Consider the following 24,829-nt stretch of genomic DNA (forward strand, 5'->3'; position numbering starts at 1 on the left):
CGTCCGAAGGGCCGGGGCGCCTCCCGAGGTGCGGTCCCGCGCCGCCCGCCGCCAGGAACCGTCCGACGGTCAGCGCCGTGCGGCCGCCTCCGACTCCGGTTCCGGCCCCACGAGCCGGAGCCGGTGTGCCATCGCCGCCGCCTCGCCGCGCCCTGCGACGCCCAGCTTCGCCAGGATGCGGGACACGTGCACGCTGGCCGTCTTCGGCGAGATGAACAGCCGCTCCGCGATCTGACGGTTGCTGCGCCCCGCGGCGACCAGTCCGAGCACGTCGCGTTCGCGGGCCGTGAGCCCGAAGGAGTCCGCGGGGTCGCCGGAAGGCGGCTCCTGCCCGTCCTCCCGGGGCGTGTCGCCGTCCACCGCGATGCGGGCCCGCGCGGCGAGCTGTGCGGTCTCCTCCAGCACCCCCCGGGCGCCGAGGCGCCGCGCCGTTCCGTGCGCCGCGCGCAGCAGCCGGGCCGCCTCGGCACGGTCTCCGCCGTCGTCCAGCAGCGCCTCGGCGAGCCGCTGGCGGGCCTGCGCCAGCTGGAAGGGGCGCTCCAGCGACGCGAGCGCCGCGACGGCGTCCGCCCAGCGCCCCGGGTCCGAGCGGCCTTCCGCCCGGTCGAGTTCGGCGGCGACCAGCAGCGACCACGCCGTCCACACGGGCGCCGGATGCGGGAGCCTGCGTGCCGCGACCCGCAGCCGCGCCAGCAGTTCCGCGCGGCCGTCCTCGGCGTCCGGCAGCCCCAGAAGGTCCGCTTCCGCTCTGACCGCCGTGTGCAGCAGCGGCCAGACGTACGGGTGCGTCCCGACCGGGAGGCCCGCGTCCAGCACCCGGGTCGTCTCCGCCCGCGCGGCCCGCCAGTCACCCCGGCCGGCGGCGAGGGCGAGGGCGAACCGCCGCAGCGGCAGTTCGCTCTGGGGCTCCGGCCGGCGCTGCCGCGCGTACTGCTCGGCGGCCGTGCGGCGGGCGGCCTCGACCGCGGCCAGGTCGCCCCGGTCCAGAGCGAGTTCGCCCGCGTGCACCTCCTGGGAGGCGCGCGTGTGCGGCCACACCGCGAGTTGCCGCGCCTCCTCGACGACCTCCGCCGCCTCGTCCCACCGGCCCAGCGCGTGGAGCGACTCCGCCTGGTTGCCGAGGGCGAAGGCCCGCTGGTTGCGGCGTCCGTGCGCCGCCGCGGTACGGGCCGCGTCGGCTGCGGCGGCCACGGCCTCCTCCGACCGCCCGACGTACTCCAGTTCGGCGGCCAGGTTGGTCCCCGCGCGGATCACCAGGCCGAACTCGCCCATCCCGGCGGCCCGTTCCTGCGCGATTCCGATCTCCGCCAGCCCCGCTCCCACGTCTCCGCCCTGCACCATCAGCACGCCCAGGGTGATCCGGGCGTTCTGCTCGATGTGGCGGGCCCCGACGACGCGGGCGAGCCCGACGGCCTGCAGGGCGGTGGACAGGGTGTCCGGCCCGGGATCGTGCTTCATGCCCCAGCCGGCCGCCGAGGCGAGCACCTCCGCGTGCACCGCCGAGGGCGGCAGGCCGCGCACGAGTTCCTGGGCGCGGGAGATCTCGTCCCAGCCGTCGCCCCGTGCCAGCCCCTCGGCGAGACGGGCGCGCTGCACCCAGAACCAGGCCGCGCGCAGCGGGTCGCGGCCTTCGTCGAGCAACGCCAGGGCCCGCTTGGCGACGGCCAGGGCCCGCTCCAGCTCGCCGCCCACCCGGGCGGCGACCACCGTCTCGGCGAGCAGGTCCATGAAGCGCAGCGACCCCTCTTCCGGATCGCCCGCACACGGCGGATAGACCTCGGCGTGGTCGACGGGCCGCAGCGCGGCCCGTACGTCCTCCGGGACGTCGTCCCACAGCTCGACGGCGCGCTCCAGCAGCTGGTGCTGCTCGGCGAAGGCGTGTCGGGCGCGGGCCTCCACGGAAGCGGCCAGCACCGCGGGCAGCGCCTTCGCCGCGTCACGGCCCCGGTACCAGTAGTGGGCCAGCCGGGTCGCGCGCACCTCCGCGCGGACCAGGGCCGGGTCGGCCTCGAGGGCGCGGGCGTAGTGCCGGCTGAGCCCGGCGCCCTCGCCGGGCAGCAGGTCCTCGCTGACGGCCTCGCGCAGCAGCGCGTGCCGGAAGCGGTAGCCGTCGCCGTCGTCCGTCGGTATCAGCACGTTGGCGCCGACCACCGCGCGCAGCGCGCCGCGCAGTTCGTCGGCGGGAAGCCCGCAGACGGCGGCCAGCAGCGCGTGCTCGACCGCGGAGCCGCCCTGCGCCGCGACCTGCACCACCTGCTGGGCCTCCTCGGGCAGCGCCTCGACCCGGACCAGCAGCAGGTCCCGCAGGGTGTCGCTGAGCGAGCAGGTCGCGCCGTGGTGGGTCAGCTCCTCGACGAAGTACGGGTTCCCGTCGGTGCGTGCGTAGACCGACGCGACGAGGTCGCGGGGCGGCTCGGCCACGCCCTGGATTCCGGCGATCTGCGCGCGCACCTCGTCCCGGTTCAGCCGGGGCAGGTCGATGCGGCGGACCGCGCGCAGCCGGTCGGTCTCGGCGAGGAAGGGCCGCAGCGGGTGCCGCCGGTGGATGTCGTCGGCGCGATAGGTGGCCAGCAGCACCAGGCGGGACGGCGCCTGGAGCGACCGGTAGAGGTAGCCGAGGAGTTCGCGGGTGGAGCGGTCGGCCCAGTGCAGGTCCTCCAGCGCGAGGACGACCGTGCGCTCGGCGGTGAGGCGTTCGAGCAGCTGGGCGGTGAGTTCGAAGAGCCGGGCCCGGCCGTCCTCCTCGTCCCACGCCTCCCGGAGGGCCCGCCCTTCCGCGGCGGCACCGGGATGCGCGGGGGCGAGGTCGGGCAGCAGCCGGGCGAGTTCGGCTTCGCGCCCGCCCGCGGCGACGCTCAGGGCGTCCGCGCCCAGGGTGCGGTGCAGGGCGCGCAGGGCGGTGGCGAAGGGCGCGAACGGCAGGCCGTCCGCGCCGAGTTCGAGGCAGCCGCCGACCGCTGTGACGGCCCCGGCGGCACGGGCGCGGGTGAGGTACTCGTCCAGCAGGCGGGTCTTGCCGACGCCGGCCTCGCCGCCGACGAGCAGCGCCTGCGGCTCGCCGGACCCCGCCCGGGCGAGCGCGTCGAGCAGGGCGGCCAGCTCCTGGGAGCGGCCGACGAAGACCGGGCTCCCGGCGATGTCGTTCAGCACGGACCCCAGCATGACACCGGACGCCGGCATCCGGGTGAGCCCGGATGCCGGCGTCCGGTCGGGGGCGGTGGCGGGCGCGGCCGTCACGACGGGCCTCAGGCCGCGTGCACGAACCGGTCGCGCAGCCGCCTCACCCGCCCCTCCGCTTCGTCGCCGAGCCGGCGCTCCCGCCGGGCGGCGCGTGCCGCGTCGGCGCGGCGCTCGGCCTCGGCCCGGCGCCGGAGGTCGGCGGCGCGGAGCAGGTGTGCGTCGGCGTACGGGTCGTAGTCCTGAGCGAGCATGTCGGGCTTCCCTCCTGGAGTGCGGAGTCCGGTTCTCCCGGACGACCTCCAGCCTCCGCCGTGAGGGGGGTGCGGCACATCGGGCGACCGACGCGTTCCGGGGGCGCCGGGGGCCTTAGTTCCGCGGGCGGAGGTCTTAGGCGGGCTGCGGGGGGCCTCAGAGTGGGCGCGGCCGGGGCTCAGCCGGAGGAGACGCGGTCCCCGTCCCGCTGGTGCGGGACGAACGCCGGCTCGTCGGCGGCCGGTTCGACGGCCTCCGGCCGCTCCGGGGGCTCGATGGTGACCCGGGGCAGGATGCGGTCCAGCCACTTCGGGAGCCACCAGTTCGCGCCGCCGAGCAGGTGCATCAGCGCGGGCACCAGGAGGGTGCGCAGCACGTACGCGTCCAGGGCGACGGCCGTCGCCAGGCCGATGCCGAACATGGCGATGATCCGGTCGCCGCTGAGCACGAAAGCGCTGAAGACCGCGATCATGATGGCCGCCGCGCAGTTGATCACGCGGCCGGTCTCGGTCAGCCCCACCCGCACCGAGCGCCGGTTGTCGCCGGTACGGCGCCACTCCTCGTACATGCGGCTGACCAGGAAGACCTGGTAGTCCATGGACAGGCCGAAGAGGACCGAGATCATGATGACCGGCAGGAAGGGCTCGATCGGCCCCGCGCCTCCCAGACCCATCCCCTCGCTGCCCCAGCCCCACTGGAAGACCGCGACCACCACGCCGAACGACGCGGACACGGCCAGCACGTTCATCAGCGCCGCCTTGACCGGGATGCCGATGCTCCGGAAAGCGAGCAGGAGCAGCGCGGAACCGAGGGCGACGACGACACCGAGGAAGAGCGGCAGCTTCTCCAGGATGGTGTCGGCGAAGTCGTCGTAGCTCGCGGTCAGCCCGCCGACGTGCACGGTGAGCGGCGCCCCGTCGAGGGCCCGGGGCAGCACGTCGGCGCGCAGCCGTTCGACGAGCTGCGAGGTCCGTACGTCCTGCGGGGCCGAGTCGGGCAGCACGGTGACGGTGCCGACACCGCCGCGCTCGCTCACCGCGGGGCCGGTGACGCCGGCGACGCCCTGCGCGTCGCGCAGTGCGCCCGGAAGCCGTTCGAGCGCGGAGCGGTCCTCGGGGCCGTCGATCTCGGCGACCAGGGTGAGCGGCCCGTTGATGCCGGGCCCGAAGCCGTCGGCCCTCAGGTCGTACGCCTGCCGGGTGGGGGAACCCGCCGGGGCGGTGCCGCCGTCGGCGGTGCCCAGGTGCAGGCCGAGCACCGGCAGCGCGAGCACCACCATGAGGGCGGCGGCGAGCGCGCCGAGCACGCGGGGGCGGCGTTCGACGAACGCGGACCAGCGCGCGGCCGGCCCGGCGGTCCCCTCCTCGGCCGCCGGACCGGACCGCGCCAGCCTGCGCCGCTCGCGGCGGCTGAGGGCCCGCACGCCGATGACGGAGAGGAGGCTGGGCAGCAGGGTGATCGAGGCGAGCACGGCGAGCAGCACGGTCACCGAGGCGGCGACCGCGACGCCGACGAGGAAGTCCAGCCGCAGCACGAGCATGCCGAGCAGGGCGATGCACACGGTGGCGCCGGCGAAGATCACGGCCCGGCCGGCGGAGGAGACGGCGTCCTCGGCGGCCTCGGCGACGGTGAGTCCGCGGCGCAGCCCGCGCCGGTGCCGGGTGACGATGAACAGGGCGTAGTCGATGCCCACGCCGAGTCCGATCAGGGTGCCCAGCATGGGCGCGAAGTCGGCCAGCGTCATGACGTGCCCGAGCAGGCCGGTGACCAGGTAGGCGGTGCCGACGCTGACCACGGCGGTGATCAGCGGCAGCAGCATGGCCGCCAGGGAGCCGAAGGCGAAGAGCAGCACCACGGCCGCGGCGGCGACGCCGATGGCCTCGCTGAGGCGGGTGGAGCCGGTGTCGGCCTCCGGGACGTTCGCACCGCCGACGGCCGTCCGGAGGCCGGGGACGTCCTCGGCCGCGGCCGCGGTCAGGTCGGCGACGCGTACGGTGTCCGCCTGCGGCACCTCCTCGACGGCCGGGTCGAAGTGCACCGTGGCATAGGCCGTCCCGCCGTCGCGGCTGATCCGGTCGCCCGCGCGGGGGTTCTCGGCGTAGGGGCTGGTGACGCCGGAGACGGTGGGGACGTCCGCGATCTGCCGGAGCGCCTGCTGCATCCGTTCCTGCACGGCCGGTTCGCGGACCCCGTCCCCGTCCCGCTCGGCGGGCACGTGCCACACCACGGTGTCGCTCTCGCCGGCGGTGTCGGGGAAGCCCTGGCGCAGCAGGTCGTGGGCGCGGGAGGACTCGGTGCCGGAGACGCCGTAGTCGCTGGTGTACGCGGTCCCGACGGCGGTGACGGCGGCCGCGGTGCCGGCGAGGGCGAGGAGCCACAACGCGGCGACGACGAGGCGGCGTCGCAGACACCATCGGGCGAGAGCGGCCATACCGTGCGCTTTCCTGGATTTCCGGTTGCGGTTCCCCAGGGCCGTACTGTGCCATCCGGACGTGATCGTTTGCGGCTTTCGTGCCGCTCGTCACACGTGCCGTCCGACACGGTTTCCCCCGGACCCGCACGGGGCGGATTCCGGGGGAAACCGGGGGAAGCCGGGCGAAGCGCCCCTTCCGGCGGAGGTCAGGCCGTGGCGCCGAGCTGGGCGATCGCCTCGTCGACGGAGACGGTCGCGTCCGCGTCCTCGCCGGGGCGGCGCTCGCGCACCGGGCGGGCCCGGGTGACCGTGGACACCGCGTGCGAGTCCGCGTCGACGCGGGAGTCCTGCTCCAGGAAGACCAGCCCGCCGGAGGTCTCCTCGCGCAGGGCCGAGAGCAGCGCGGGCGAGTGCGTGGTCGCGATGAGCTGGCGGAAGCCGCTGACCTGCGTGGCCCGCCGGGTCAGGTCGTCGTACTCGTCGACCCCGCGGCGCAGCCGCCGCACCAGCTCCGGCAGCCGGGACGGGTGCAGGCCGTTCTCCAGCTCCTCGACGGCCAGGACGCCGGCCCGCCGGGCGTCGTACCAGGCGGCGAGGAGCGCGAGCACGCGGAGCGTGCCGCCGGACAGCATCGGCGGCGACGTCCAGCCGGTGTGGCTGAACAGCACGTCGAAGTCGTACTCGCCGCGCCGCTCGTCGAACAGCGGCCGGATGCCGTCGGTCTCGGGGATCAGCGCGGCCAGGTCAGCCTCCATGGCGCTGCGCTCGTCGCGGCCGACGCGGTGCAGCACGGCGGCCAGGTTGCCGCCGTCCGCCTGGAGCGGCGCGACCTCGCTGCCGCCGAACGGCCTGCGCAGCGCGGCCGGGTCGAGGGCGATGGGCTGCCAGGTGGCACACTCGCGGTGCAGCAGGGCCAGCAGTTCGGCACCGTCCCGGCCGGCCCCGGCGGACTCGGCGTCCAGCGACACCCAGTCGGTGCCGGTGCGCTTGAGGAACTTCTCGCGCGCCTCGGACAGCGCGGCCTTCAGCTCCTCGGGCATGCCCAGGCGGCCCATCCAGCCGGTGCGGTCCATGCTGCTGACCCAGACGCTGGCGCGCACCGGCAGCGGCGTCGCGCGGGACGACTCGGGCGGCCGCGTGTCCCGCTCCACCTCCAGCCACACGACCATCGGCAGCGGACCGTCGGCGGACGGCACGATCATGCCGACCTTGATGCTCATCACGGTGGAGGAGTACGTGCCGTCGCTGCCGGCGGCGTGGTGGAACAGGTGCCGCGGGGCGAGCGGCGGGTCGGTGCCCAGCGACGAGGGGAAGCCGCTGGTGACGGCCTTGCGGACGAAGTCCAGGGCGTCCAGCAGGTTGGACTTCCCCGAACCGTTGGTGCCCATGAGCACCGTGCACGGGTGTACGTCCAACTCGAAATTCAGAAACGACTTGAACCCGTCGATCTCCACCCGGGTGATCACGTTTCCACCTCCTCCTTACGGACCTGCGCGGACAGCCACCGCCACCCTAGCCCCCCGGAGTGGCGGAAGGGCGGCTCCGCTGCTGCGGAACCGCCCTTCACCGTCCTGCTCACATGCCCGCGGCGGTGCTCAGCCCTCGACGCCGAGCCGCTCGAGGATGAGCTCGCGCACGCGCGCGGCGTCGGCCTGGCCACGGGTGGCCTTCATGACCGCGCCCACGAGGGCCCCGGCCGCCGCGACCTTGCCGCCGCGGATCTTGTCCGCGATCGCCTGGTTGCCCTCGATGGCCTCGTCGACGGCCTTCCCCAGTGCGCCCTCGTCGGAGACGACCTTGAGGCCGCGCTTGTCCACGACGTCGTCCGGGCCGCCCTCGCCGGCGAGGACGCCCTCGATGGTCTGCCGCGCGAGTTTGTCGTTGAGGGACCCCTCGGCGACCAGCACGCAGAGCCGGGCGACCTGCTCGGGCGTGATGGGCAGGTCGCCGAGTTCGGCCTCCTGCTCGTTGGCGCGGCGGGCCAGTTCGCCCATCCACCACTTGCGCGCCTGGTCGGACGGGGCGCCGGCGTCGATGGTGGCGACGATCAGGCCGACCGCGCCCGCGTTGAGCACCGACTGCATCTCGTGCTCGGAGATGCCCCACTCCTCGCGCAGCCGGTTGCGGCGCACGCGCGGCAGTTCGGGCAGCTCGGCGCGGAGCTTCTCCACCCACTCGCGGGACGGGGCGACCGGGACGAGGTCGGGCTCCGGGAAGTACCGGTAGTCCTCCGCCTCCTCCTTGACGCGCCCGGAGGTGGTGGAACCGTCCTCCTCGTGGAAGTGGCGGGTCTCCTGCACGATCGCCTGGCCGCCGCCGAGCACGGCCGCGTGCCGCTGCACCTCGAAGCGGACCGCCCGTTCGACGGACCGCAGCGAGTTGACGTTCTTGGTCTCGGAGCGGGTGCCGAACGTCTCCCGGCCGTGCGGGCGCAGCGACAGGTTGACGTCGCAGCGCATCTGGCCCATCTCCATGCGGGCCTCGGAGACGTCCAGCGCACGGATGAGTTCGCGCAGTTCGGCCACGTACGCCCTGGCGACCTCGGGGGCGCGCGCGCCGACGCCGGTGATCGGCTTGGTGACGATCTCGATCAGCGGGATGCCGGCCCGGTTGTAGTCCAGCAGCGAGTGCGAGGCGCCGTGGATACGGCCGGTCGCGCCGCCGATGTGGGTGGACTTGCCGGTGTCCTCCTCCATGTGGGCGCGCTCGATGTCCACGCGGAAGACCTCGCCGTCCTCCAGCTGCACGTCGAGGTAGCCGCCGAAGGCGATCGGCTCGTCGTACTGGGAGGTCTGGAAGTTCTTCGGCATGTCCGGATAGAAGTAGTTCTTCCGGGCGAAGCGGCACCACTCGGCGATCTCGCAGTTCAGCGCGAGACCGATCCGCACGGCGGACTCGACGCCGGTCGCGTTGACGACCGGCAGCGAGCCGGGCAGCCCCAGACAGGTGGGGCAGGTCTGCGTGTTGGCGTCCGCGCCCAGGGCGGTGGAGCACCCGCAGAACATCTTGGTCCTGGTGCCGAGCTCGACGTGCACCTCGAGCCCCATCACGGGGTCGAAGTCGGCCAGGGCGTCCTCGTAGGACACCAGTTCAGTGACGGTCACGGAAATTCAAGCCTCTCAGTCGAGGACGTCGTCCACGACGTCTTCCAGGTCCAGGCGGCGCAGTTCGCGGACGAGCAGCGCGACGCCCGTGACGATGCCGGCGGCCGACACGGCCACGTCGACGAGCTGGAGGGTGTCACCCTCCGCGCGGGCCTGCTTGGCACGCTTCACGGTGCCCACGACGCCGAAGAGCGAGGTGGCGATGGAGATGTACATGCCGGTCCGGGACTTCTTGAATCCCTTGGCCTTCTGCAGCTTTCCACTCACAGCGACGGAGCCTCCTCGAGCAACGGGTGTCCCCAACGTGCCTGGTAAGCGGCCTCGACGGCGGCACCGACACGGTAGAGACGGTCATCGGCCATGGCGGGTGCGACGATCTGCAGCCCCACCGGGAGCCCGTCCTCCGGCGCCAGGCCGCAGGGCAGCGACATCGCGGCGTTGCCGGCCAGGTTGGACGGGATGGTGCACAGGTCCGCGAGGTACATCGCCATCGGGTCGTCGGCCCGTTCGCCGATCGGGAAGGCGGTGGTCGGGGTCGTCGGCGAGACGAGCACGTCGACCTGCTCGTACGCCTTCTCGAAGTCCCGCGTGATGAGGGTGCGGACCTTCTGCGCGGAGCCGTAGTAGGCGTCGTAGTAGCCGGAGCTGAGCGCGTAGGTGCCCAGCATCACGCGGCGCTTCACCTCGTCGCCGAAGCCTGCCTCGCGGGTCAGCGCGGTCACGTCCTCGGCGGAACGGGTGCCGTCGTCGCCCACGCGGAGGCCGTAGCGCATCGCGTCGAAGCGGGCCAGGTTGGACGAGCACTCGCTCGGCGCGATCAGGTAGTAGGCGGCCAGGGCCTTGGTGAAGGACGGGCAGGACACCTCGACGACGTCGGCGCCCAGTTCCTTCAGCAGTTCGACGGCCTCGTCGAAGCGCTGCATCACGCCGGCCTGGTAGCCCTCGCCGCGGAACTCCTTCACCACGCCGACGCGCAGGCCCTCGACGCCGCCGTTCCTCGCGGCCTCGACGACGTCCGGGACCGGCTGGTCGATGGAGGTCGAGTCCATCGGGTCGTGGCCCGCGATGACGCTGTGCAGCAGCGCCGCGTCCAGCACCGTGCGGGCGCACGGACCGCCCTGGTCGAGGGAGGAGGAGAAGGCGACCATGCCGTAGCGGGAGACGCCGCCGTAGGTCGGCTTGACGCCGACCGTGCCGGTGACGGCGGCGGGCTGGCGGATCGAGCCGCCGGTGTCCGTGCCGATCGCCAGCGGCGCCTGGTAGGAGGCGAGGGAGGCGGACGAGCCGCCGCCGGAGCCGCCGGGGATGCGGGTCAGGTCCCACGGGTTGCCGGTCGGGCCGTAGGCGCTGTTCTCGGTCGAGGACCCCATGGCGAACTCGTCCATGTTGGTCTTGCCGAGGATGACCACGTCCGCCTCCTTGAGGCGGCGGGTCACGGTGGCGTCGTACGGCGGGATCCAGCCCTCGAGGATCCTGGACCCGACGGTCGTGGGGATGCCCGCGGTGGTGAAGATGTCCTTCAGGGCGAGGGGCACGCCGGCCAGCGGGCCGAGCTTCTCGCCGCGTTCCCGCTTCGCGTCGACCTCGCGCGCCTGGGCGAGCGCGCCCTCGCGGTCCACGTGCAGGAAGGCGTGCACCTTCTCGTCCACGGCGTCGATCCGGGCCAGGTGGGCCTCGGTGACCTGGACCGCGGTGACCTCGCCGGAGGCGATCTTCGCGGCGATCTGCGCGGCGGTGAGCTTGATCAGTTCACTCATGGCGGTCAGTCCTCCCCCAGGATCTGCGGCACCTTGAAACGCTGCTGCTCCTGCGCGGGCGCGCCGGAGAGCGCCTGCTCGGGCGTCAGGCTCGGACGGATCTCGTCCGGGCGCATGACGTTGGTCAGCGGCAGCGGGTGGGAGGTCGGCGGTACGTCCTCGTCGGCGACGTCGGACACGGCGGCGACGGCGCCGATGATGTCGTCGAGCTGTCCGGCGAAGTGGTCGAGCTCTTCGTCCTTCAGCTCCAGACGTGCCAGCCGGGCGAGGTGGGCGACCTCCTCGCGCGTGATGCCAGGCATGCGGATCCTCGAGGGTGAGTTGCGTGTGGTGGGCTCCGCCCAATCCTATGGCGACCGCGGCCTGTGGCCTAAACCGTTTGCCCGGCGGCGGCTCCCCGACGTGGCGGGGGCCGCGTCGGCCGCCGGCGCGCACCGGGGCGGCGGCTGCGGACGCGGCCTGTGCGCGGGCGCGGGTGCGGGCACGGATGCTGCTCGGCCGGCGCAGGTCGGCCTGGCGCCGGCCGGCCGGTGCGCCTCGGCGGGCGCGGGCCCTCAGAGGGCCGGCTGGTCGGCGCCGCGGAGGGGCACGGCCGGGAGGGCGCGCGGCTCCGCGGGGCCGGCGCCGCGCGAGCGCAGCCATGCGGTGGCCTCCGCGGGCGGCATGGCAGCGGCCACCAGCCACCCCTGCACCGCGTCGCAGCGCAGGTCACGCAGCCGTTCCCACGTCTCGTCGTCCTCGACGCCCTCGGCGACGACCTGCAGCCCGAGCGAGTGCGCGAGGTCGACCGTGCAGCGCACGATCTCCGCGTCCTCCGGGTCGACGGCGAGGCGGGCCACGAACGAGCGGTCGATCTTGAGTTCGCCGACCGGGAGCCGCCGCAGGTGGACCAGCGACGAGTAGCCGGTGCCGAAGTCGTCGAGCGACATCCGCACCCCGTGGCCGACGAGGGCGGCGAGGGTGTCGGCGGCGCGCTGGGGCTCCTCCAGCAGCACGTGCTCGGTGATCTCCAGCTGCAGGGCGCTGGGCGGTACGCCGTGCCGGGCGAGGCGGGCGGCGACGGCGCCGGCGAAGCCGGGGCTGCGCACGTCGCGCGGGGAGACGTTCACGGCGACCGGCACGGTGAGGCCGGCGGCGCGCCAGCGGGCGACCTGCGCCAGCGCGGTCTCCAGCACGTACTCGGTGAGCCGCGGCATCAGGCCGGACGTCTCGGCGATCGCTATGAACTCGTCCGGGGGGACCCGGCCGCGGTCCGGGTGCGTCCAGCGGACCAGGGCCTCCAGGCCGAGGACGCGGCCGTCGAAGCCGACCTTGGGCTGGTAGTGGAGTTCGACCTCGCCGGCGTCCAGGGCGCGGCGCAGGTCGGCGAGGAGACCGAGGCGGTCGGGGGTGTTGCCGTCGCGGGTGGCCTCGTACACCTCGACGCCGGAGCGGTCGCGCTTGGCCTCGTACATGGCGACGTCGGCGCGCCGCAGCAGCCCCTCGGCCTCCTGGGCGTGCTCGGGGAAGACGGCGACGCCGGCGCTGGCCTCGAGGACGAGGGTGAGGCCGTCCAGGTCGAGCGGGGAGCCGAGCGCGCCGACCACGTGGCGGGCGACGCGCTGGGCGCTGGTGGTGGAGTCGACCCTCGGCAGCAGGACGGCGAACTCGTCGCCGCCGAGCCGGGCCGCCTCGGCTCCGCGCGGCAGGGCGGTGCGGAGCCGGTCGGCGATCTGGAGCAGCAGCCGGTCCCCCGCCGGATGCCCGAGGGTGTCGTTGACGGAACGGAACCGGTCGAGGTCGATGAGCAGCAGTGCGGTGCGGGTCTCCGTGCGGCGGGCCTCGCCGAGCGCGGTCCGGGCGCGCTGCATCAGCCACTGGCGGTTGGGGAGACCGGTGAGCGGGTCGCGGAGTTGCTCCTCGGCGCGGGCGCGGGCGATCCACAGGGTGGAGTCGAGGGCGATCAGCGGGACGGCGAAGAGCGGCAGCAGCAGCGGCATGTGGACGCCGACGACCACGATCAGCGGGGAGATCCCGAGTAACGCGACGACGACGAGGCCCTGTCGCAGCAGCGCGGTGCGGGCGCAGCCGACGAGGTCGGCGGCCGGGGAGGCGAAGCAGCACCACAGCAGGGCCCGGCTGAGGAGCAGGTAGACGGTGGCGGCGCCGACGAGTTCGGGCACCGCGTAGGCGTCCCAGTCTGCCGGCGTCCACGGCTCCTCGACGGAGGCGCTGACCTGGAAGAGCCCCAGCGTGAGGGCGGCGCCGCCGACGGCGAAGATGTCCGAGGCGCCGTGGACCAGCGCCTGGCGCCACCGGTGCAGGCGTGCGGCACCGACCAGGGTGACGACGGCCAGGGACACCAGCACCGAGGGCACCCAGCCGTACAGCAGCAGGATGGCCAGGGTGAGGGCGGCGCCGGAGCCGGTGCCGCCCCACCACCGGTCACGTCCGAGGGCGACGAGGTGCACCACCACGAGGCCGGTGAGGATCGCGAACGACCAGCCGGCGGCGCCGTCGGGGAAGAGGGCGTGTCCGCCGTGCAGCACCCGGTACACGCCGGCCGCGAGGGCGACGGCCGCGACACCGACCACGGCGGGCGCCGCACCGGGCATGCCGAACGGGAAGACGCGCCGTAGCCATGACACGGTCTCGGCACCGCGGGGTTCCTGCATGCCCGTCCCTCTCACGACCGTCCGCGCCTGACGCCGCCACGACAGGCTCACCGTTCAACAGTAGGCCGGAACTGGCTGCCAGGGGCACCGATCTGCCGCGGTTGCCCGAATGCCGTCCGGTCGTGGACTCCCCTCTGGTATAGGCCGATCGGGTGGTGTCCAAACCTCGTTGCGCGAGCTGCCGCCTGCCGGCGCCCCGCCGGGCCGCGTGCCGGCGAACGCGCAGGCGGCACGGGCCTGCGGGCGGGCTATTCGGGTGGCGCCTGGGCCGCCTCCCGGGCGGCGTCGGCGCCTTGGGCCAACAGGACGGCGAAGCCGTCCTCATCGAGAATCGGCACCTTCAACTGGACCGCCTTGTCATATTTTGAGCCAGGGTTATCACCCACAACGACGAATCCGGTCTTCTTGGAGACCGACCCGGACACCTTGGCGCCCTGCTGCTGCAGGGCCTCCTTGGCACCGTCCCGGGTGTGCGAGGCGAGAGTGCCCGTGACCACCACGGTGATCCCCTCCAGGGCCCGGACGCCCTCGTCGCCCTCGGGCCGCTCCTCCTCCATCCGCACGCCCGCGGCGCGCCAGCGCTCCACGATCTCGCGGTGCCAGTCCTCCGCGAACCAGTCCTTCAGCGAGGCCGCGATGGTCGGCCCGACGCCCTCGGTGGCCGCCAGCTCCTCCTCGCTCGCCGCCATGACGCGGTCCAGCGACCGGAACTCGCGGGCCAGTGCCTCCGCCGCGACCGGACCGACGTGCCGGATGGACAGCCCGGTGATGATGCGGGCCAGCGGCCGCCGCTTCGCCTCCTCGATCTTCTCCAGCAGCGCGAGCGTGTTGCGCTTCGGCTCGCCCTGCTTGTTGGCGAAGAAGGTGACGACCTTCGCCTCGCCGGTGTCGGGGTCGCGCTTGGGGAGCCCGGTGTCCTGGTCCAGGACGTGCGACCGGATCGGCAGCAGCTCCTCGACGGTCAGCTCGAACAGGCCGGACTCGTCGCGCAGCGGCGGCTCGGCCGGCTCCAGCGGCTGCGTCAGCGCGGTGGCCGCGACGTAGCCGAAGTGCTCGATGTCCAGCGCCTTGCGGCCCGCGAGGTAGTAGATCCGCTCGCGGAGCTGGGCCGGGCAGAACCGGGCGTTGGGGCAGCGCAGGTCGACGTCGCCCTCCTTCATCGGGCGCAGCGCCGTCCCGCAGTCCGGGCACTCGGCGGGCATCACGAAGGCGCGCTCAGAGCCGTCCCGCAGGTCGGCGACCGGGCCGAGGATCTCCGGGATGACGTCACCGGCCTTGCGCAGCACCACGGTGTCGCCGATGAGGACGCCCTTGGCCTTCACCACGTCCTGGTTGTGCAGGGTGGCGAACTCGACCTCGGAGCCGGCCACGGTGACCGGTTCGACCACGGCGAACGGTGTGACCCGGCCGGTGCGGCCGACGCCCACCCGGATGTCGAGCAGCCTGGTGTTGACCTCCTCGGGGGCGAACTTCCAGGCGATGGCCCAGCGCGGCGCGCGGGAGGTGGAGCCGAGCCGGCCCTGGAGCGGGATCTCGTCCAGCTTCACGACGACGCCGTCGATCTCGTGTTCGACGGAGTGGCGCCGGTCGCCGTACTCGGTGATGAACGTCCGCACCCCCGCCAGGTCGTCGACCACCCGGATGTGCGGGGAGACCGGCAGGCCCCAGCCGCGCAGCAGGTCGTACGCCTCGGAGAGCCGGTCGATACGGAAGCCGTCGCGGGCGCCGATGCCGTGCACCACCATGTGCAGCGGGCGGGACGCGGTGACCCGCGGGTCCTTCTGCCGCAGCGAGCCGGCCGCGGCGTTCCGCGGATTGGCGAACGGCTTGTCACCGGCCTCCACCAGCCGGGCGTTGAGCTCCTGGAAGCCCTCCATCGGGAAGAAGACCTCGCCGCGCACCTCGACCAGGGCCGGAACGTCCGCGCCGGTGAGCCGCTGCGGGATGTCCGCGATGGTGCGGACGTTCGGCGTGATGTCCTCGCCGGTCCGGCCGTCGCCGCGGGTCGCGGCACGCGTGAGACGGCCGTGCTCGTAGGTGAGGTTGACGGCGAGGCCGTCGATCTTCAGCTCGCACAGGAAGCGGTACGGCACGCCCTCCAGCTCGCGCGCCAGCCGGTCGCCCCAGCTCTCCAGCTCGTCCGCGTCGAAGGCGTTGTCCAGGGAGAGCATCCGCTCCCGGTGCGCGACCTCGGTGAACTCCGTCTCGTACTGCCCGGCGACCTTCTGCGTGGGCGAGTCGGGCGTGCGCAGCCCCGGGTGCTCCTCCTCGAGGGCCTCCAGCGTGCGCAGCAGCCGGTCGAACTCGGCGTCGCTGACGACCGGCGCGTCCTTGACGTAGTAACGGAAGCGGTGTTCCTCGATCTGCTCCGCGAGCAGTTGGTGCTGCTCCCGCTTTTCGGCGGGGATGCCGCTCTGCTCCGACTGCTGTGCGCCGACCACCGTCTCGTCCTCCCGTGCGTCCCGTAGCCCCGTCACTCAGGGTTGTCAGCGAGTGATCTCGCGGCCCGTACGCAGTGCTCCAGGGCGGCCCGCGCGTACGCCGGGGAGGCGCCCGCGAGACCGCACGCCGGAGTGACCGTCACCGACTCCGTCAGCAGAGCCGGCGACAGCCCCAGCCTGCGCCACAGCGACCTGACACCCATGACGCTACTCGCCGGGTCTGACAACGAGGCGGCATCCGCGCCGTCGCCCGGGACGACGCCGGCGAAGAGCGCCGTGCCCGCCTCGGCGGCCTCGCCGATCGCGTCCTCGACACTCTCCGTGTCCGTGCCGCCGGAGGTGAGCCGGCCGAAGTCGAACGACACGCCCGCCGCACCGGCCCGGCGCAGGAGCGCGAACGGCACCTCCGCGGCGCACGAGTGCACGATCACCGGCCCGTCGTGCACCCCCACGAGGTCGCGCAGCGTCCCCTCCACCACGGCCCGGTCCACCGCCCGGTAGGTGCGGTAGCCGCTCGCGGTGGGCACCCGTCCGCGCAGCACGGCGGCCAGCGACGGCTCGTCGAGCTGGAGCACCAGCCGCCCGTCCGGCACGCGTCGCCGCAGGTCGTCGAGGTGCGCGCGCACGCCCTCGGCGAGTGAGGCGGCCAGGTCCCGGCAGGCACCGGGGTCGGTGAGCATGGCCTCGCCCCCGCGCAGCTGGAGGGCGGCGGCGAGCGTCCACGGCCCCACCACGGAGACCTTCAGGGCGCCGGTGTGGCCCTGGGTGAACTCCTCCAGGGCGTCCAGGTCCTCGCGCAGCCAGGAGCGGGCCCGGCGGGTGTCGCGCCCCGGCCGGTCGGCCAGGCGCCAGCCGCTGGGCTCCAGCTGTGCGTACAGCTCGGCGAGCATCCCGGCGGTCCGGCCGGTCATGTCGGAGCCCGGCCCGCGCGCGGGCAGTTCGGGCAGGTACGGCAGCGCCTCCAGCGTGCCCGTGACGGCCTTGGCGGTCTCGCGCGCGTCGCCGCCGGGCATCGAGCCGATGCCGGTCGCCGCGCCCGGACCCCACACGTGTCCGGCGGTGCGGTCGGGCGCGCTCATGCGGTCGGGCGCACGGACAGGTCGGTGACCTCGCTGCCGCGCGGCAGGTCCAGGGCGGTGAGCAGGGTGGTGGCGACCGCGTCCGGGGTGATCCAGCGCTCCGGGTCGTAGTCCCTGCCCTCCTGCCGGTGCACCTTCTCCTGCATCGGCGTGGCCGTGCGGCCGGGGTACACGGAGGTGACGCGCAGGCCGTTGCCGCTCTCCTCCCAGCGCAGCGCGTCCGCAAGGGCCTTCAGGCCGTGCTTGCTCGCCGCGTACGCCCCCCACTCGCCGTTCGTGCGCAGACCGGCGCCGGAGTTGACGAACAGCACGTGGCCCTGGGCCAGGCGGAGTTGCGGGAGCAGTAGCCGGGTCAGCTCCGCCGGGGCCACCAGATTGGCGGCCAGCGTGGCGTTCCAGACCTTCGGCGTCAGGTCGCCGACCGACCCCAGCTCGACCACTCCGGCGATGTGCTGGAGCGAGTCCAGCCGGTCGGGCAGCGTCTGGTGGCTCAGCGCCCAGGACAGCCGCTCCGGCTCGGCCAGGTCGCCGACGACGGTGTGCGCGCCGGGGAACTCGGCGGCCAGTTCCTTCGCGCGGCCCGCGTCGCGGGCGAGCAGCCACAGCACGTCGCCGCGGTCCAGCAGCCGGCGGGCGACGGCGGCGCCGATGCCCGAGCCGGCTCCGGTGATCAGGTGGGTGGCGGGGGAGGTGTGGGTCGACATGCCGACATCGTCCCTCACGCGCCGAGCGCGGCGACGGCCGCCTCGGCGTCGTCGGCGAAGGTGACCAGGCCCGGCAGCGGCACCGGCAGGAAGCCCTCGGCGTCCATCCGTTCCATCTGCCGCCGCAGACCTTCGTAGAAGCCGGCGGTGTTGAGCACCACGACCGGCTTGCCGTGCATGCCGTGCTTCTTCAGCTCGAGGATGTCCGTCGCCTCGTCCAGGGTGCCGGTACCGCCGACCATCACCACCACGGCGTCGGCGCGTTCCAGCAGCAGCGCCTTCCGTTCCGCCAGCGTCGCCGTGATGATCATCTCGTCGGCGGCGTCCCGCGCCTTGTGGTGGAGGAACTCCACCGAGATGCCCACCAGCCGCCCGCCGGCGCCCTGCACGCCGTCGGCGACCACCTTCATCAGGCCGCAGTCGCTTCCTCCCCACACCAGCGTGTGTCCGCGCTTGCCGATAAGCTCGGCGAACTCGCGTGCCGCGTCGGTGTAGACCTCGTCGAGCTCGGCGGCGGAGCAGAAGACGCAGATGTTCAGCGGCCGCAGACCCTGCGGGGGCTTCAGGGGGGAGGCACTGTCCGTGGAGACCATGGACAGCAGCGTAGGCGTGCCGGCGGCGCAGCGCCGCCACATGGTGGTGTGCGGCGACAACGCGCTGGCCCAGCGGCTCACCCGGGAACTCGCCGTGGTGTACGAGCAGCGGGTCACCGTCGTGCTGCCGTCGTTGCGCGGCGGTGACCACGGGCCGCAGATCGCGGCGCTCGTCGGCGACCCGGCCACCTCCGTCACCGCCGTCGAGGCACGCGTGCCGGACGACGCGGCGCTGCGCGCCGCCGGAGTCGCGGAGGCCGCCGCACTCGCCCTCACCTCGGGCGACGACCAGCTCAACGTGCACATCGCGCTGCGCGCACGGCGACTCAACCCACGGCTGCGGCTGGTCATCCGGATGTTCAACCGGACGCTGGGCGACTACCTGGAGAAGCTCCTGGACCGCGCCGTGGAGGTCGCGCACCCGGAGCTGGACCCCTCCGCCGTCGACGCCTCCACCACCGTGCTGTCCGACTCCGACACCGCCGCGCCGTCGCTGGTGGCCGCGGCCGTGGTCGGCAGCGACAAGATCGTCCACGCCGACGGGATGCTCCTGCGGGCCAAGGAACGCGCGCTGGGGGCCGTCTCCCGCCCCGGCGGCCGGGGCGACCGCGAGCCCCTGTGCACCCTGGCGCTGCTTCCCGAGGGCGGGCGGCGGCGCGGCGCCCGGGCGAGGCAGTACGCCGCGGAGGACGCGGCCGAGGAGGACGTGGACGGGATCGGCCCCGTCCTGCTGCCCGACGAGGCCGAACTGCAGGGCCTCGCGCCCGGCCGCGGCGCCGTCGTGCTGGAGGCCATCACGCCCCGCGACCGGCCCAACCCGGCCACCGGGCGCCTCCCCCGGTTACCCGCCGTCGGCGACCTGGGCACCCTGTTCTCCCCGCGGCTGCGGTTCTCCCTCGGCACCATGGCCCTCCTGGTCACGGTGCTCGCCGGACTCAACTGGCGCTTCGGGACCGGCGGTCCGCTGCAGGCCGCGTACCTCACGCTGCTCGACTTCCTGGCCATCAACGAGCCCAACGTCAAGGAGCCCGACCCGCAGCAGGTCCTGCAACTCCTCGCCAGTTTCGCGGGGCTGATGATGCTGCCGCTGCTGCTGGCGGTCGTGCTGGAGAGCTACGGCGCCTTCCGCAGGGCCACCTCGCTGCGCAGTCCCCCGCGCGGGCTCTCCGGCCACGTGGTGCTGCTCGGCCTCGGCAAGGTCGGCACCCGGGTGCTGGACCGGCTGCTCGAACTCGACATCCCCGTCGTCTGCATCGAACGCGACCCCGAGGCGCGGGGCATCGCGCTCGCCCGGTCGCGGCGGGTGCCGACGCTGATCGCGGACGTCACCGAGGACGGCGGCGTGCTGGAGGAGGCGCGGATAAAGCGCGCCCGCGCGCTGCTCGCGCTCACCAGCGACGACGGCACGAACCTGGAGGCCGTGCTGTACGCACGCCAGGTCAAGCCCGAACTGCGTGTCGCGATGCGGCTGTTCGACGACGACTTCGCGCTCACCGTGTACCGGACGCTGCGCGACACCTACCCGCTGGCGCAGACCAGGAGCCGCTCCGTATCCGCGCTGGCCGCGCCCGCGTTCGCCGGCGCCATGATGGGCCGGCAGGTGCTCGGGGCGATCCCCGTCGGGCGCCGGGTCCTGGTCTTCGCCGCCGTCGACGTCCGGGGCAACCCGCTCCTGGAGGGCCGAACGGTCGCCGAGGCCTTCCGCCGCGACGCGTGGCGGGTGCTGGCGCTCGACGTCATGGAGCGCTCCCGCGAGGGCGCGCCCCGCCCGGCCGACGCCCCGGGGACCGCTCCGGCGGGCGCGAGCGACGACGGCGCGTCGCACGCGGTCGGCGTCGGCGAGCTGACCTGGCGGCTGCACCCGGGCTACGTGCTGCGGCCGGACGACCGGGTGGTCGTGGCGGCCACGCGGCAGGGCCTGGCGACGCTGCTCGCGGGGGCGCCTGCCGAAGCGGCTCCCGAAGCCGCGGCGGGGCCTCCTGGCCTCCCCCGCCAGCCCCGGCCCTGACCGCCCTCCGCCGTCGTGGCCGGACACCGCGACGGCGAGGGCGTGAGCGGGGCCGGGGATCAGCGGCGGAAGTGGAGGATGCCCCAGGTGAGGTCGGCGGCGCGCCCGCCGCGGACCCAGTCGGCGAGCCCCTTCTTCATCCGCGTCAGATAGTCCGCGCCGACCTTCGTGCCCAGGCCCTCCGCCTCCTGGCGTTCGGTCTCCTCCAGCACGCGCGCGTAGTGGCGGACCAGTTGCTCGCGGTACTCGGCGAAACCGCCGTCGTCCCCCACCGGGGTGAAGCCGAGCTTCGCCAGCTCGCGGCGGTAGAAGCCGGGTGATCCCATCGTGTCGAGGTGGATGCGGTCCAGGACCGGCTGCAGCCGGGTCTTGGGCACGCCGTCGGCGGCCATCGGGTCCGTGAAGATCAGCTGCCCTCCCGGCCGCAGCACGCGCGCCGCCTCCTGGAGGACCCGCAGCCGGTTGCCGCTGTGCAGGAACGCGTCCTGGGACCAGACCACGTCGACGCTCGCGTCCTCGAACGGGACGGCCTCGAAGGAGCCGTCGACGACGTCGATCCGGTCGTCGAGGCCGCGTTCCGCGTTCAGCGCGCGGTGCCGCGCGTTCTCCACCTCGCTGAGGTTGAGCGCCAGCACCCGGCACCCGAACTCCGACGCGAGGTGGCGCGCGCTGCCCCCGAACCCGGAGCCGAGGTCGAGGACCACCGTGCTCTCCCCCAGGCCCGTTCCCGCCTCCTCCCCGGCCGGGCCCAGCCGCGCGGCCATCCGCGCGACCGTGCGCCGGCTCGCGTCGGCTATCGGCTCGTCGGGGCGCTCGTAGAGGCCGATGTGGATGTCCTCGCCGCCCCACACCGAGGCGTAGAACGTGTCGGCGTCCTCCGAGTTGTAGTAGCTGCGGGCGGTGGTCACCGCCGGCGAGTAGGCGGCGCCGAGGTCCGCGGTGTCCATCCGGTACTCCTTCTCCGCGACATGGACGAAGAAATCGGGCTGTTCCTCACGGTAGGTGTGCTGGAAGTCGCCGTACGTCTCGACGTGCTGGAATCCGACCTCCGTCATGAGCCGCCGCGTGTAGTCCTTCCGCAGCGGAAACATGTTGAGGTGGTAGACCGAATCGTCGGGGAAGGTGTACCGCATGCGGCACAGTCCGTCGTCCAGGTATTCCGGTTCCACCGCGACGTCCTCGCCGCAGTAGTAGTAGGTGTGCTTCGTGGAGAATCCGCGGTCGAGCATCGCGTCGTAGTTGCGCTGGTCGAGAACGAGAATCCCGTCGTGTTTCAGCATGGCGTAGAACTCGGCCAGCGCCCTGCGCCGGTCGCGTTCGGAGAAGAGGTGCGTGAAGGAGTTGCCGAGACACACGATCGCGTCGTACTGGCCGTGCACGTCGCGGTTGAGCCAGCGCCAGTCGGCCTGCACGACGCGCAGGATGTGGTTCCCGTAGCGTACGCCGTTGTCGAACGCCTGGGCCAGCATGTCCGCGCTGCCGTCGGCGCTGACCGTCTCGAATCCCGCGTCGAGCAGTCGCACGGAATGGAAACCGGTGCCGGTGGCCACGTCCAGGATGCTCTTCACCCCGCGTTTCCGCAGCAGGTCGACGAAGAAGCTTCCCTCGCTCTGTCTCCTCCTCTCCCAGTCGATCAGGGAGTCCCATTTCTCGACGAAACCGGGAATGTACTCCTCGGTGTAGTGCCCGGTGTCCCGGACCTCCACGGGGTTCTCACCGAATTCCTGTGCGGGACGCGCTGAAATGACGAACCTCCCGGTTGTCGACGGCGGCGGGAGCACCGCGCGTGCCCGCCCTCACCCGGAGGTCCGCGGGGAACCACGCCGGGAGCCCCAAGGCGATCCCTGTCCAGTGCGGGGTGGATCCATGCCTTCGAATCCCTGGTGTGTCGGCCTGCGGCGCCCGGGGCACCCGGGGGACGAAAGAGACCCAAGGGTGCAGTTCGAGAGAAAGTGAACCATCGTGTCGTACGCAGTCAAGAGCACGCTCCCGGAGGGAGACCTCAAGGTCGTCGGCGAGGCGCTGCAGGGTGCCCTCACCGACCTGGTGGACCTCTCTCTCGTGGCCAAGCAGATCCACTGGAACGTGGTCGGCCCGCGCTTCCGCTCCATCCACCTCCAGCTCGACGAGGTCGTCACGGACGCCCGCGAGTACACCGACACCGTCGCCGAACGTGCGTCCGCGCTCGGCGTCGCGCCCGACGGACGTTCCTCCACGGTCGCCTCGGGCACCGCCATCGACACGGTCAAGGAGGGCTGGCTCCAGGACTCCGACGCGGTACGGACGATGGCCGACGCCCTCTACGCCGTGATCACCAGGGCGCGCACGCGGATGACGGCGGTCGGCAAGGTGGACCCGGTCACCGAGGACATCTTCATCCAGCTCACCGGTGACCTCGAGAAGCACCGCTGGATGTTCGAGGCCGAGAACCAGCGCTGACAGGGCACTCCTGCCGGCTTCCGGCCCCCGTGGCGGACTCTTCCGCCGCCGGGGGCCGGAGGCACGCCCCCGGTGGCTCGTAGAATCGGGGGCATCATGGCTGACTCCGCCTACTTCGATCACGCCGCCACCACTCCGATGTACGCGGAGGCGGTCCGGACGATGACCGACCACCTCCCGGTGACCGGCAACGCCTCCTCGCTGCACGCCGCCGGAAGGCTGGCGCGCCGCACCGTCGAGGAGGCGCGGGAGACCGTGGCCGCCGCGCTCGGCGCACGCCCCAGCGAGGTGGTGTTCACCGCGGGCGGTACCGAGTCGGACAATCTGGCCGTGAAGGGCCTGTACTGGGCCCGCCGGGCGGCGGACGCGGCGCGTACGCGGGTGCTGGCGAGCCCGGTCGAGCACCACGCGGTGCTCGACGCGGTGCACTGGCTGGCCGACCACGAGGGCGCGGTGGTGGAGTGGCTGCCGGTCGACTCGCTGGGCCGGGTGCACCCCGAGGCGCTGCGCGAGGCGATCGCCCGCGATCCGTCCGATGTCGCCCTGGCGACGGCGATGTGGGCGAACAACGAGATCGGGACGCTCCAGCCGGTGACCGAACTGGCTGCCGTCTGCGCCGAGTTCGACGTCCCGCTGCACTCCGACGCGGTGCAGGCGGTGGGGCAGGTACCGGTCGACTTCACCGGATCCGGTGTCGCCGCGCTGACCATGACCGGTCACAAGATCGGCGGCCCCTACGGAGTGGGGGCGCTGCTGCTGGGGCGGGAGTACGCGCCGGTGCCGCTGCTGCACGGCGGGGGGCAGGAGCGGGACGTGCGGTCCGGCACGCTGGACGTGCCGGCGATCGCCGCCCTGGGCACGGCCGCCGAACTGGCCACCGCCCGTACCGCGGACTTCGCCCGGGACGTCGGCGCGCTGCGGGACCTGCTGGTGGCGGCGGTGGCCGAGGCCGTGCCGGACGCGGTGCTGAACGGCGACCCCGACCCCGCCGGGCGGCTTCCGGCGAACGCGCACTTCTCCTTCCCGGGCTGCGAGGGCGACTCCCTGCTGCTCCTCCTGGACGCCCAGGGCATCGCCTGCTCGACGGGGTCGGCGTGCACGGCGGGCATCGCGCAGCCCAGTCACGTGCTGCTGGCGGCGGGGGCCGCACCGGACCTCGCACGCGGCACGCTGCGCTTCTCGCTGGGCCACACCTCGACGAAGGACGAGGTGGAGACGCTGGCGGCGGTGATCGGCCCGGCCGTGGAGCGGGCGCGTTCCGCGGGCCTGAGCTGAGCCGCGCGGCGGCCGGGGCGCGTCCGCTCAGCCCGCCCTGCGGGCCACGACCAGCAGGTACTCCAATTCGTAGCGGGCCGGTTCGCCGGGGCGGCCGCGGTTGGTGCTCCGGGCGTACTCCAGGTAGTCGCGGTCAAGTTCGGCAGTGCGCGCCGGGTCGTCGGCGAGACTGCGGTAGACGTTGATCACCGGTCCGAAGTTCTCCTTGTAGAACGCGCACATCGCCTCCGGGTCCTCGAACGGACCGCTGGTGATCACCTCGCGCGTCGTCTCCACCGCACGCGCCCGGCCGCCGAGCATCCGGCGTACGTGCTCCTCGGTGCCCCAGAGCAGCGGCGATTCGGCGTCCGGCGGGGGCGGCGGCGCGTACGCGCCGAGGGTGCGGAAGAAGCGGCCGATGGTGCCCTCGGGCGTCCAGTTGATCATCCCGAGGACGCCGTCGGGGCGGCACACGCGCAGCATCTCGCCGGCGGCGGCCTCGTGGTGGGGCGCGAACATGGCGCCGACCGCCGAGGTGACCACGTCGAACGCGCCGTCCTCGAAGGGCAGCGCCTCCGCGTCGGCCTCCCGCCACTCCAGCGTGAGGCCGCGGGCCTCGGCGTCCTGCCGGCCGGCCGCCAGCAGTGCGGGAGTGAGGTCGGACGCGACGACGTCGGCGCCGGCCTCGGCGGCCCGGAGCGCCACGTTGCCCGTGCCGGCGGCGACGTCGAGCACGCGCATGCCGGGCCCGATCCCGCAGGCGCGGACCAGGCGCGGGCCGAACTCGTGGATGACGGTGCGAACGATCTTCGGGTAGTCGCCCAGGGCCCACATCTCGCGGTGCGCCGCCTTCGTCGCCCGGTCGTCGACGGGGGCGGCGGCCGCTCCCCTGGTTCCTCCGGTGGTCATGGCTCCTCCTTGGCCGAGGGCCCCTCCTCTCAGCCTGGCACC

At 73.7% G+C, this 24,829-nt stretch carries 18 protein-coding genes; 3 read left to right on the forward strand and 15 right to left on the reverse strand.

The window, feature by feature from the left end:
• Positions 1-69: 69 nt before the first annotated feature.
• The 13 genes from K304_RS0118210 to K304_RS0118270 all read right to left on the reverse strand — a co-directional run bounded on the left by K304_RS0118210 (position 70) and on the right by K304_RS0118270 (position 18,123).
• Entirely contained in the window at positions 70-3,180 is a 3,111-nt protein-coding gene (locus K304_RS0118210) for a helix-turn-helix transcriptional regulator (protein ID WP_486591720.1), read from the reverse strand.
• Positions 3,181-3,245: 65 nt separating this feature from the next.
• Positions 3,246-3,431: a hypothetical protein gene (locus K304_RS0118215; RefSeq protein ID WP_027764926.1), complete on the reverse strand. Its 186-nt coding sequence runs from the start codon at positions 3,429-3,431 to the stop codon at positions 3,246-3,248.
• Positions 3,432-3,610: 179 nt separating this feature from the next.
• Positions 3,611-5,863 (reverse strand): MMPL family transporter, encoded by a 2,253-nt coding sequence (locus K304_RS29760; RefSeq protein ID WP_051308592.1) that lies wholly within the window; start codon positions 5,861-5,863, stop codon positions 3,611-3,613.
• Positions 5,864-6,051: 188 nt separating this feature from the next.
• Entirely contained in the window at positions 6,052-7,311 is a 1,260-nt protein-coding gene (locus tag K304_RS0118225) for an AAA family ATPase (RefSeq protein ID WP_027764927.1), read from the reverse strand.
• Between the two features lie 129 nt (positions 7,312-7,440).
• On the reverse strand, positions 7,441-8,949 hold the full coding sequence (gatB, locus tag K304_RS0118230; protein WP_027764928.1) for an Asp-tRNA(Asn)/Glu-tRNA(Gln) amidotransferase subunit GatB: 1,509 nt from the start codon (positions 8,947-8,949) through the stop codon (positions 7,441-7,443).
• A gap of 15 nt (positions 8,950-8,964) precedes the next feature.
• Positions 8,965-9,216 carry a hypothetical protein gene (locus K304_RS0118235; RefSeq protein WP_027764929.1) on the reverse strand — a complete coding sequence of 84 codons (252 nt, stop codon included), beginning with the start codon at positions 9,214-9,216 and terminating at the stop codon, positions 8,965-8,967.
• Positions 9,213-10,706 (reverse strand): Asp-tRNA(Asn)/Glu-tRNA(Gln) amidotransferase subunit GatA, encoded by a 1,494-nt coding sequence (gatA, locus tag K304_RS0118240; protein WP_106965623.1) that lies wholly within the window; start codon positions 10,704-10,706, stop codon positions 9,213-9,215. Before gatA ends, K304_RS0118235 begins: the two co-directional genes overlap by 4 nt.
• A 5-nt stretch (positions 10,707-10,711) precedes the next feature.
• Positions 10,712-11,008 carry an Asp-tRNA(Asn)/Glu-tRNA(Gln) amidotransferase subunit GatC gene (gatC, locus tag K304_RS0118245; protein ID WP_027764943.1) on the reverse strand — a complete coding sequence of 99 codons (297 nt, stop codon included), beginning with the start codon at positions 11,006-11,008 and terminating at the stop codon, positions 10,712-10,714.
• A 252-nt stretch (positions 11,009-11,260) separates the two neighbouring features.
• Complete coding sequence (locus K304_RS29765) at positions 11,261-13,360, reverse strand: bifunctional diguanylate cyclase/phosphodiesterase (protein ID WP_051308593.1); 2,100 nt, start codon at positions 13,358-13,360, stop codon at positions 11,261-11,263.
• Positions 13,361-13,608: 248 nt separating this feature from the next.
• Positions 13,609-15,801, reverse strand: a complete 2,193-nt coding sequence (gene ligA, locus K304_RS0118255) for an NAD-dependent DNA ligase LigA (RefSeq protein WP_027764931.1) — start codon at positions 15,799-15,801, stop codon at positions 13,609-13,611.
• Positions 15,802-15,833: 32 nt separating this feature from the next.
• Complete coding sequence (locus K304_RS0118260) at positions 15,834-16,880, reverse strand: methionine synthase (RefSeq protein WP_051308594.1); 1,047 nt, start codon at positions 16,878-16,880, stop codon at positions 15,834-15,836.
• Complete coding sequence (locus tag K304_RS0118265; RefSeq protein WP_037790977.1) at positions 16,877-17,584, reverse strand: SDR family oxidoreductase; 708 nt, start codon at positions 17,582-17,584, stop codon at positions 16,877-16,879. Before K304_RS0118265 ends, K304_RS0118260 begins: the two co-directional genes overlap by 4 nt.
• A gap of 14 nt (positions 17,585-17,598) precedes the next feature.
• A complete protein-coding gene (locus K304_RS0118270; protein WP_027764934.1) occupies positions 17,599-18,123 on the reverse strand; it encodes a TIGR00730 family Rossman fold protein in 525 nt (174 codons plus the stop codon).
• 94 nt (positions 18,124-18,217) lie between these two features.
• Between K304_RS0118270 and K304_RS29770 the strand changes: the two genes are divergently transcribed.
• Positions 18,218-20,185 carry an NAD(P)-binding protein gene (locus tag K304_RS29770; RefSeq protein WP_078529334.1) on the forward strand — a complete coding sequence of 656 codons (1,968 nt, stop codon included), beginning with the start codon at positions 18,218-18,220 and terminating at the stop codon, positions 20,183-20,185.
• Between the two features lie 59 nt (positions 20,186-20,244).
• Here K304_RS29770 and K304_RS0118280 read toward each other — a convergent pair whose 3' ends face one another.
• Entirely contained in the window at positions 20,245-21,966 is a 1,722-nt protein-coding gene (locus K304_RS0118280; RefSeq protein WP_078529326.1) for a glycine/sarcosine N-methyltransferase, read from the reverse strand.
• 181 nt (positions 21,967-22,147) lie between these two features.
• Here K304_RS0118280 and K304_RS0118285 point away from each other — a divergent pair, with 181 nt between their 5' ends.
• Positions 22,148-22,624, forward strand: a complete 477-nt coding sequence (locus K304_RS0118285) for a Dps family protein (protein ID WP_027764936.1) — start codon at positions 22,148-22,150, stop codon at positions 22,622-22,624.
• Between the two features lie 96 nt (positions 22,625-22,720).
• Positions 22,721-23,899 (forward strand): cysteine desulfurase family protein, encoded by a 1,179-nt coding sequence (locus tag K304_RS0118290; protein WP_027764937.1) that lies wholly within the window; start codon positions 22,721-22,723, stop codon positions 23,897-23,899.
• A gap of 27 nt (positions 23,900-23,926) precedes the next feature.
• On the opposite strand, the gene K304_RS0118295 is transcribed toward K304_RS0118290, so the two are convergent.
• The gene (locus K304_RS0118295) at positions 23,927-24,787 is read right to left on the reverse strand and encodes a methyltransferase domain-containing protein (RefSeq protein ID WP_027764938.1); all 861 of its coding nucleotides are present in this window, start codon (positions 24,785-24,787) and stop codon (positions 23,927-23,929) included.
• Positions 24,788-24,829: the final 42 nt, after the last annotated feature.

Source organism: Streptomyces sp. CNS606 (genome assembly GCF_000426325.1).

Bases quoted from the DNA above. Each gene is read 5' to 3' on its own strand.
- K304_RS29765 (WP_051308593.1), bottom strand. From the start codon at position 13,360: ATGCAGGAACCCCGCGGTGCCGAGACCGTGTCATGGCTACGGCGCGTC.
- gatA (WP_106965623.1), bottom strand. From the start codon at position 10,706: ATGAGTGAACTGATCAAGCTCACCGCCGCGCAGATCGCCGCGAAGATC.
- K304_RS0118295 (WP_027764938.1), bottom strand. From the start codon at position 24,787: ATGACCACCGGAGGAACCAGGGGAGCGGCCGCCGCCCCCGTCGACGAC.
- K304_RS29760 (WP_051308592.1), bottom strand. From the start codon at position 5,863: ATGGCCGCTCTCGCCCGATGGTGTCTGCGACGCCGCCTCGTCGTCGCC.
- K304_RS0118265 (WP_037790977.1), bottom strand. From the start codon at position 17,584: ATGTCGACCCACACCTCCCCCGCCACCCACCTGATCACCGGAGCCGGC.
- K304_RS0118290 (WP_027764937.1), top strand. From the start codon at position 22,721: ATGGCTGACTCCGCCTACTTCGATCACGCCGCCACCACTCCGATGTAC.
- gatC (WP_027764943.1), bottom strand. From the start codon at position 11,008: ATGCCTGGCATCACGCGCGAGGAGGTCGCCCACCTCGCCCGGCTGGCA.
- K304_RS0118260 (WP_051308594.1), bottom strand. From the start codon at position 16,880: ATGAGCGCGCCCGACCGCACCGCCGGACACGTGTGGGGTCCGGGCGCG.
- K304_RS29770 (WP_078529334.1), top strand. From the start codon at position 18,218: ATGGTGGTGTGCGGCGACAACGCGCTGGCCCAGCGGCTCACCCGGGAA.
- K304_RS0118215 (WP_027764926.1), bottom strand. From the start codon at position 3,431: ATGCTCGCTCAGGACTACGACCCGTACGCCGACGCACACCTGCTCCGC.
- K304_RS0118210 (WP_486591720.1), bottom strand. From the start codon at position 3,180: ATGCCGGCGTCCGGTGTCATGCTGGGGTCCGTGCTGAACGACATCGCC.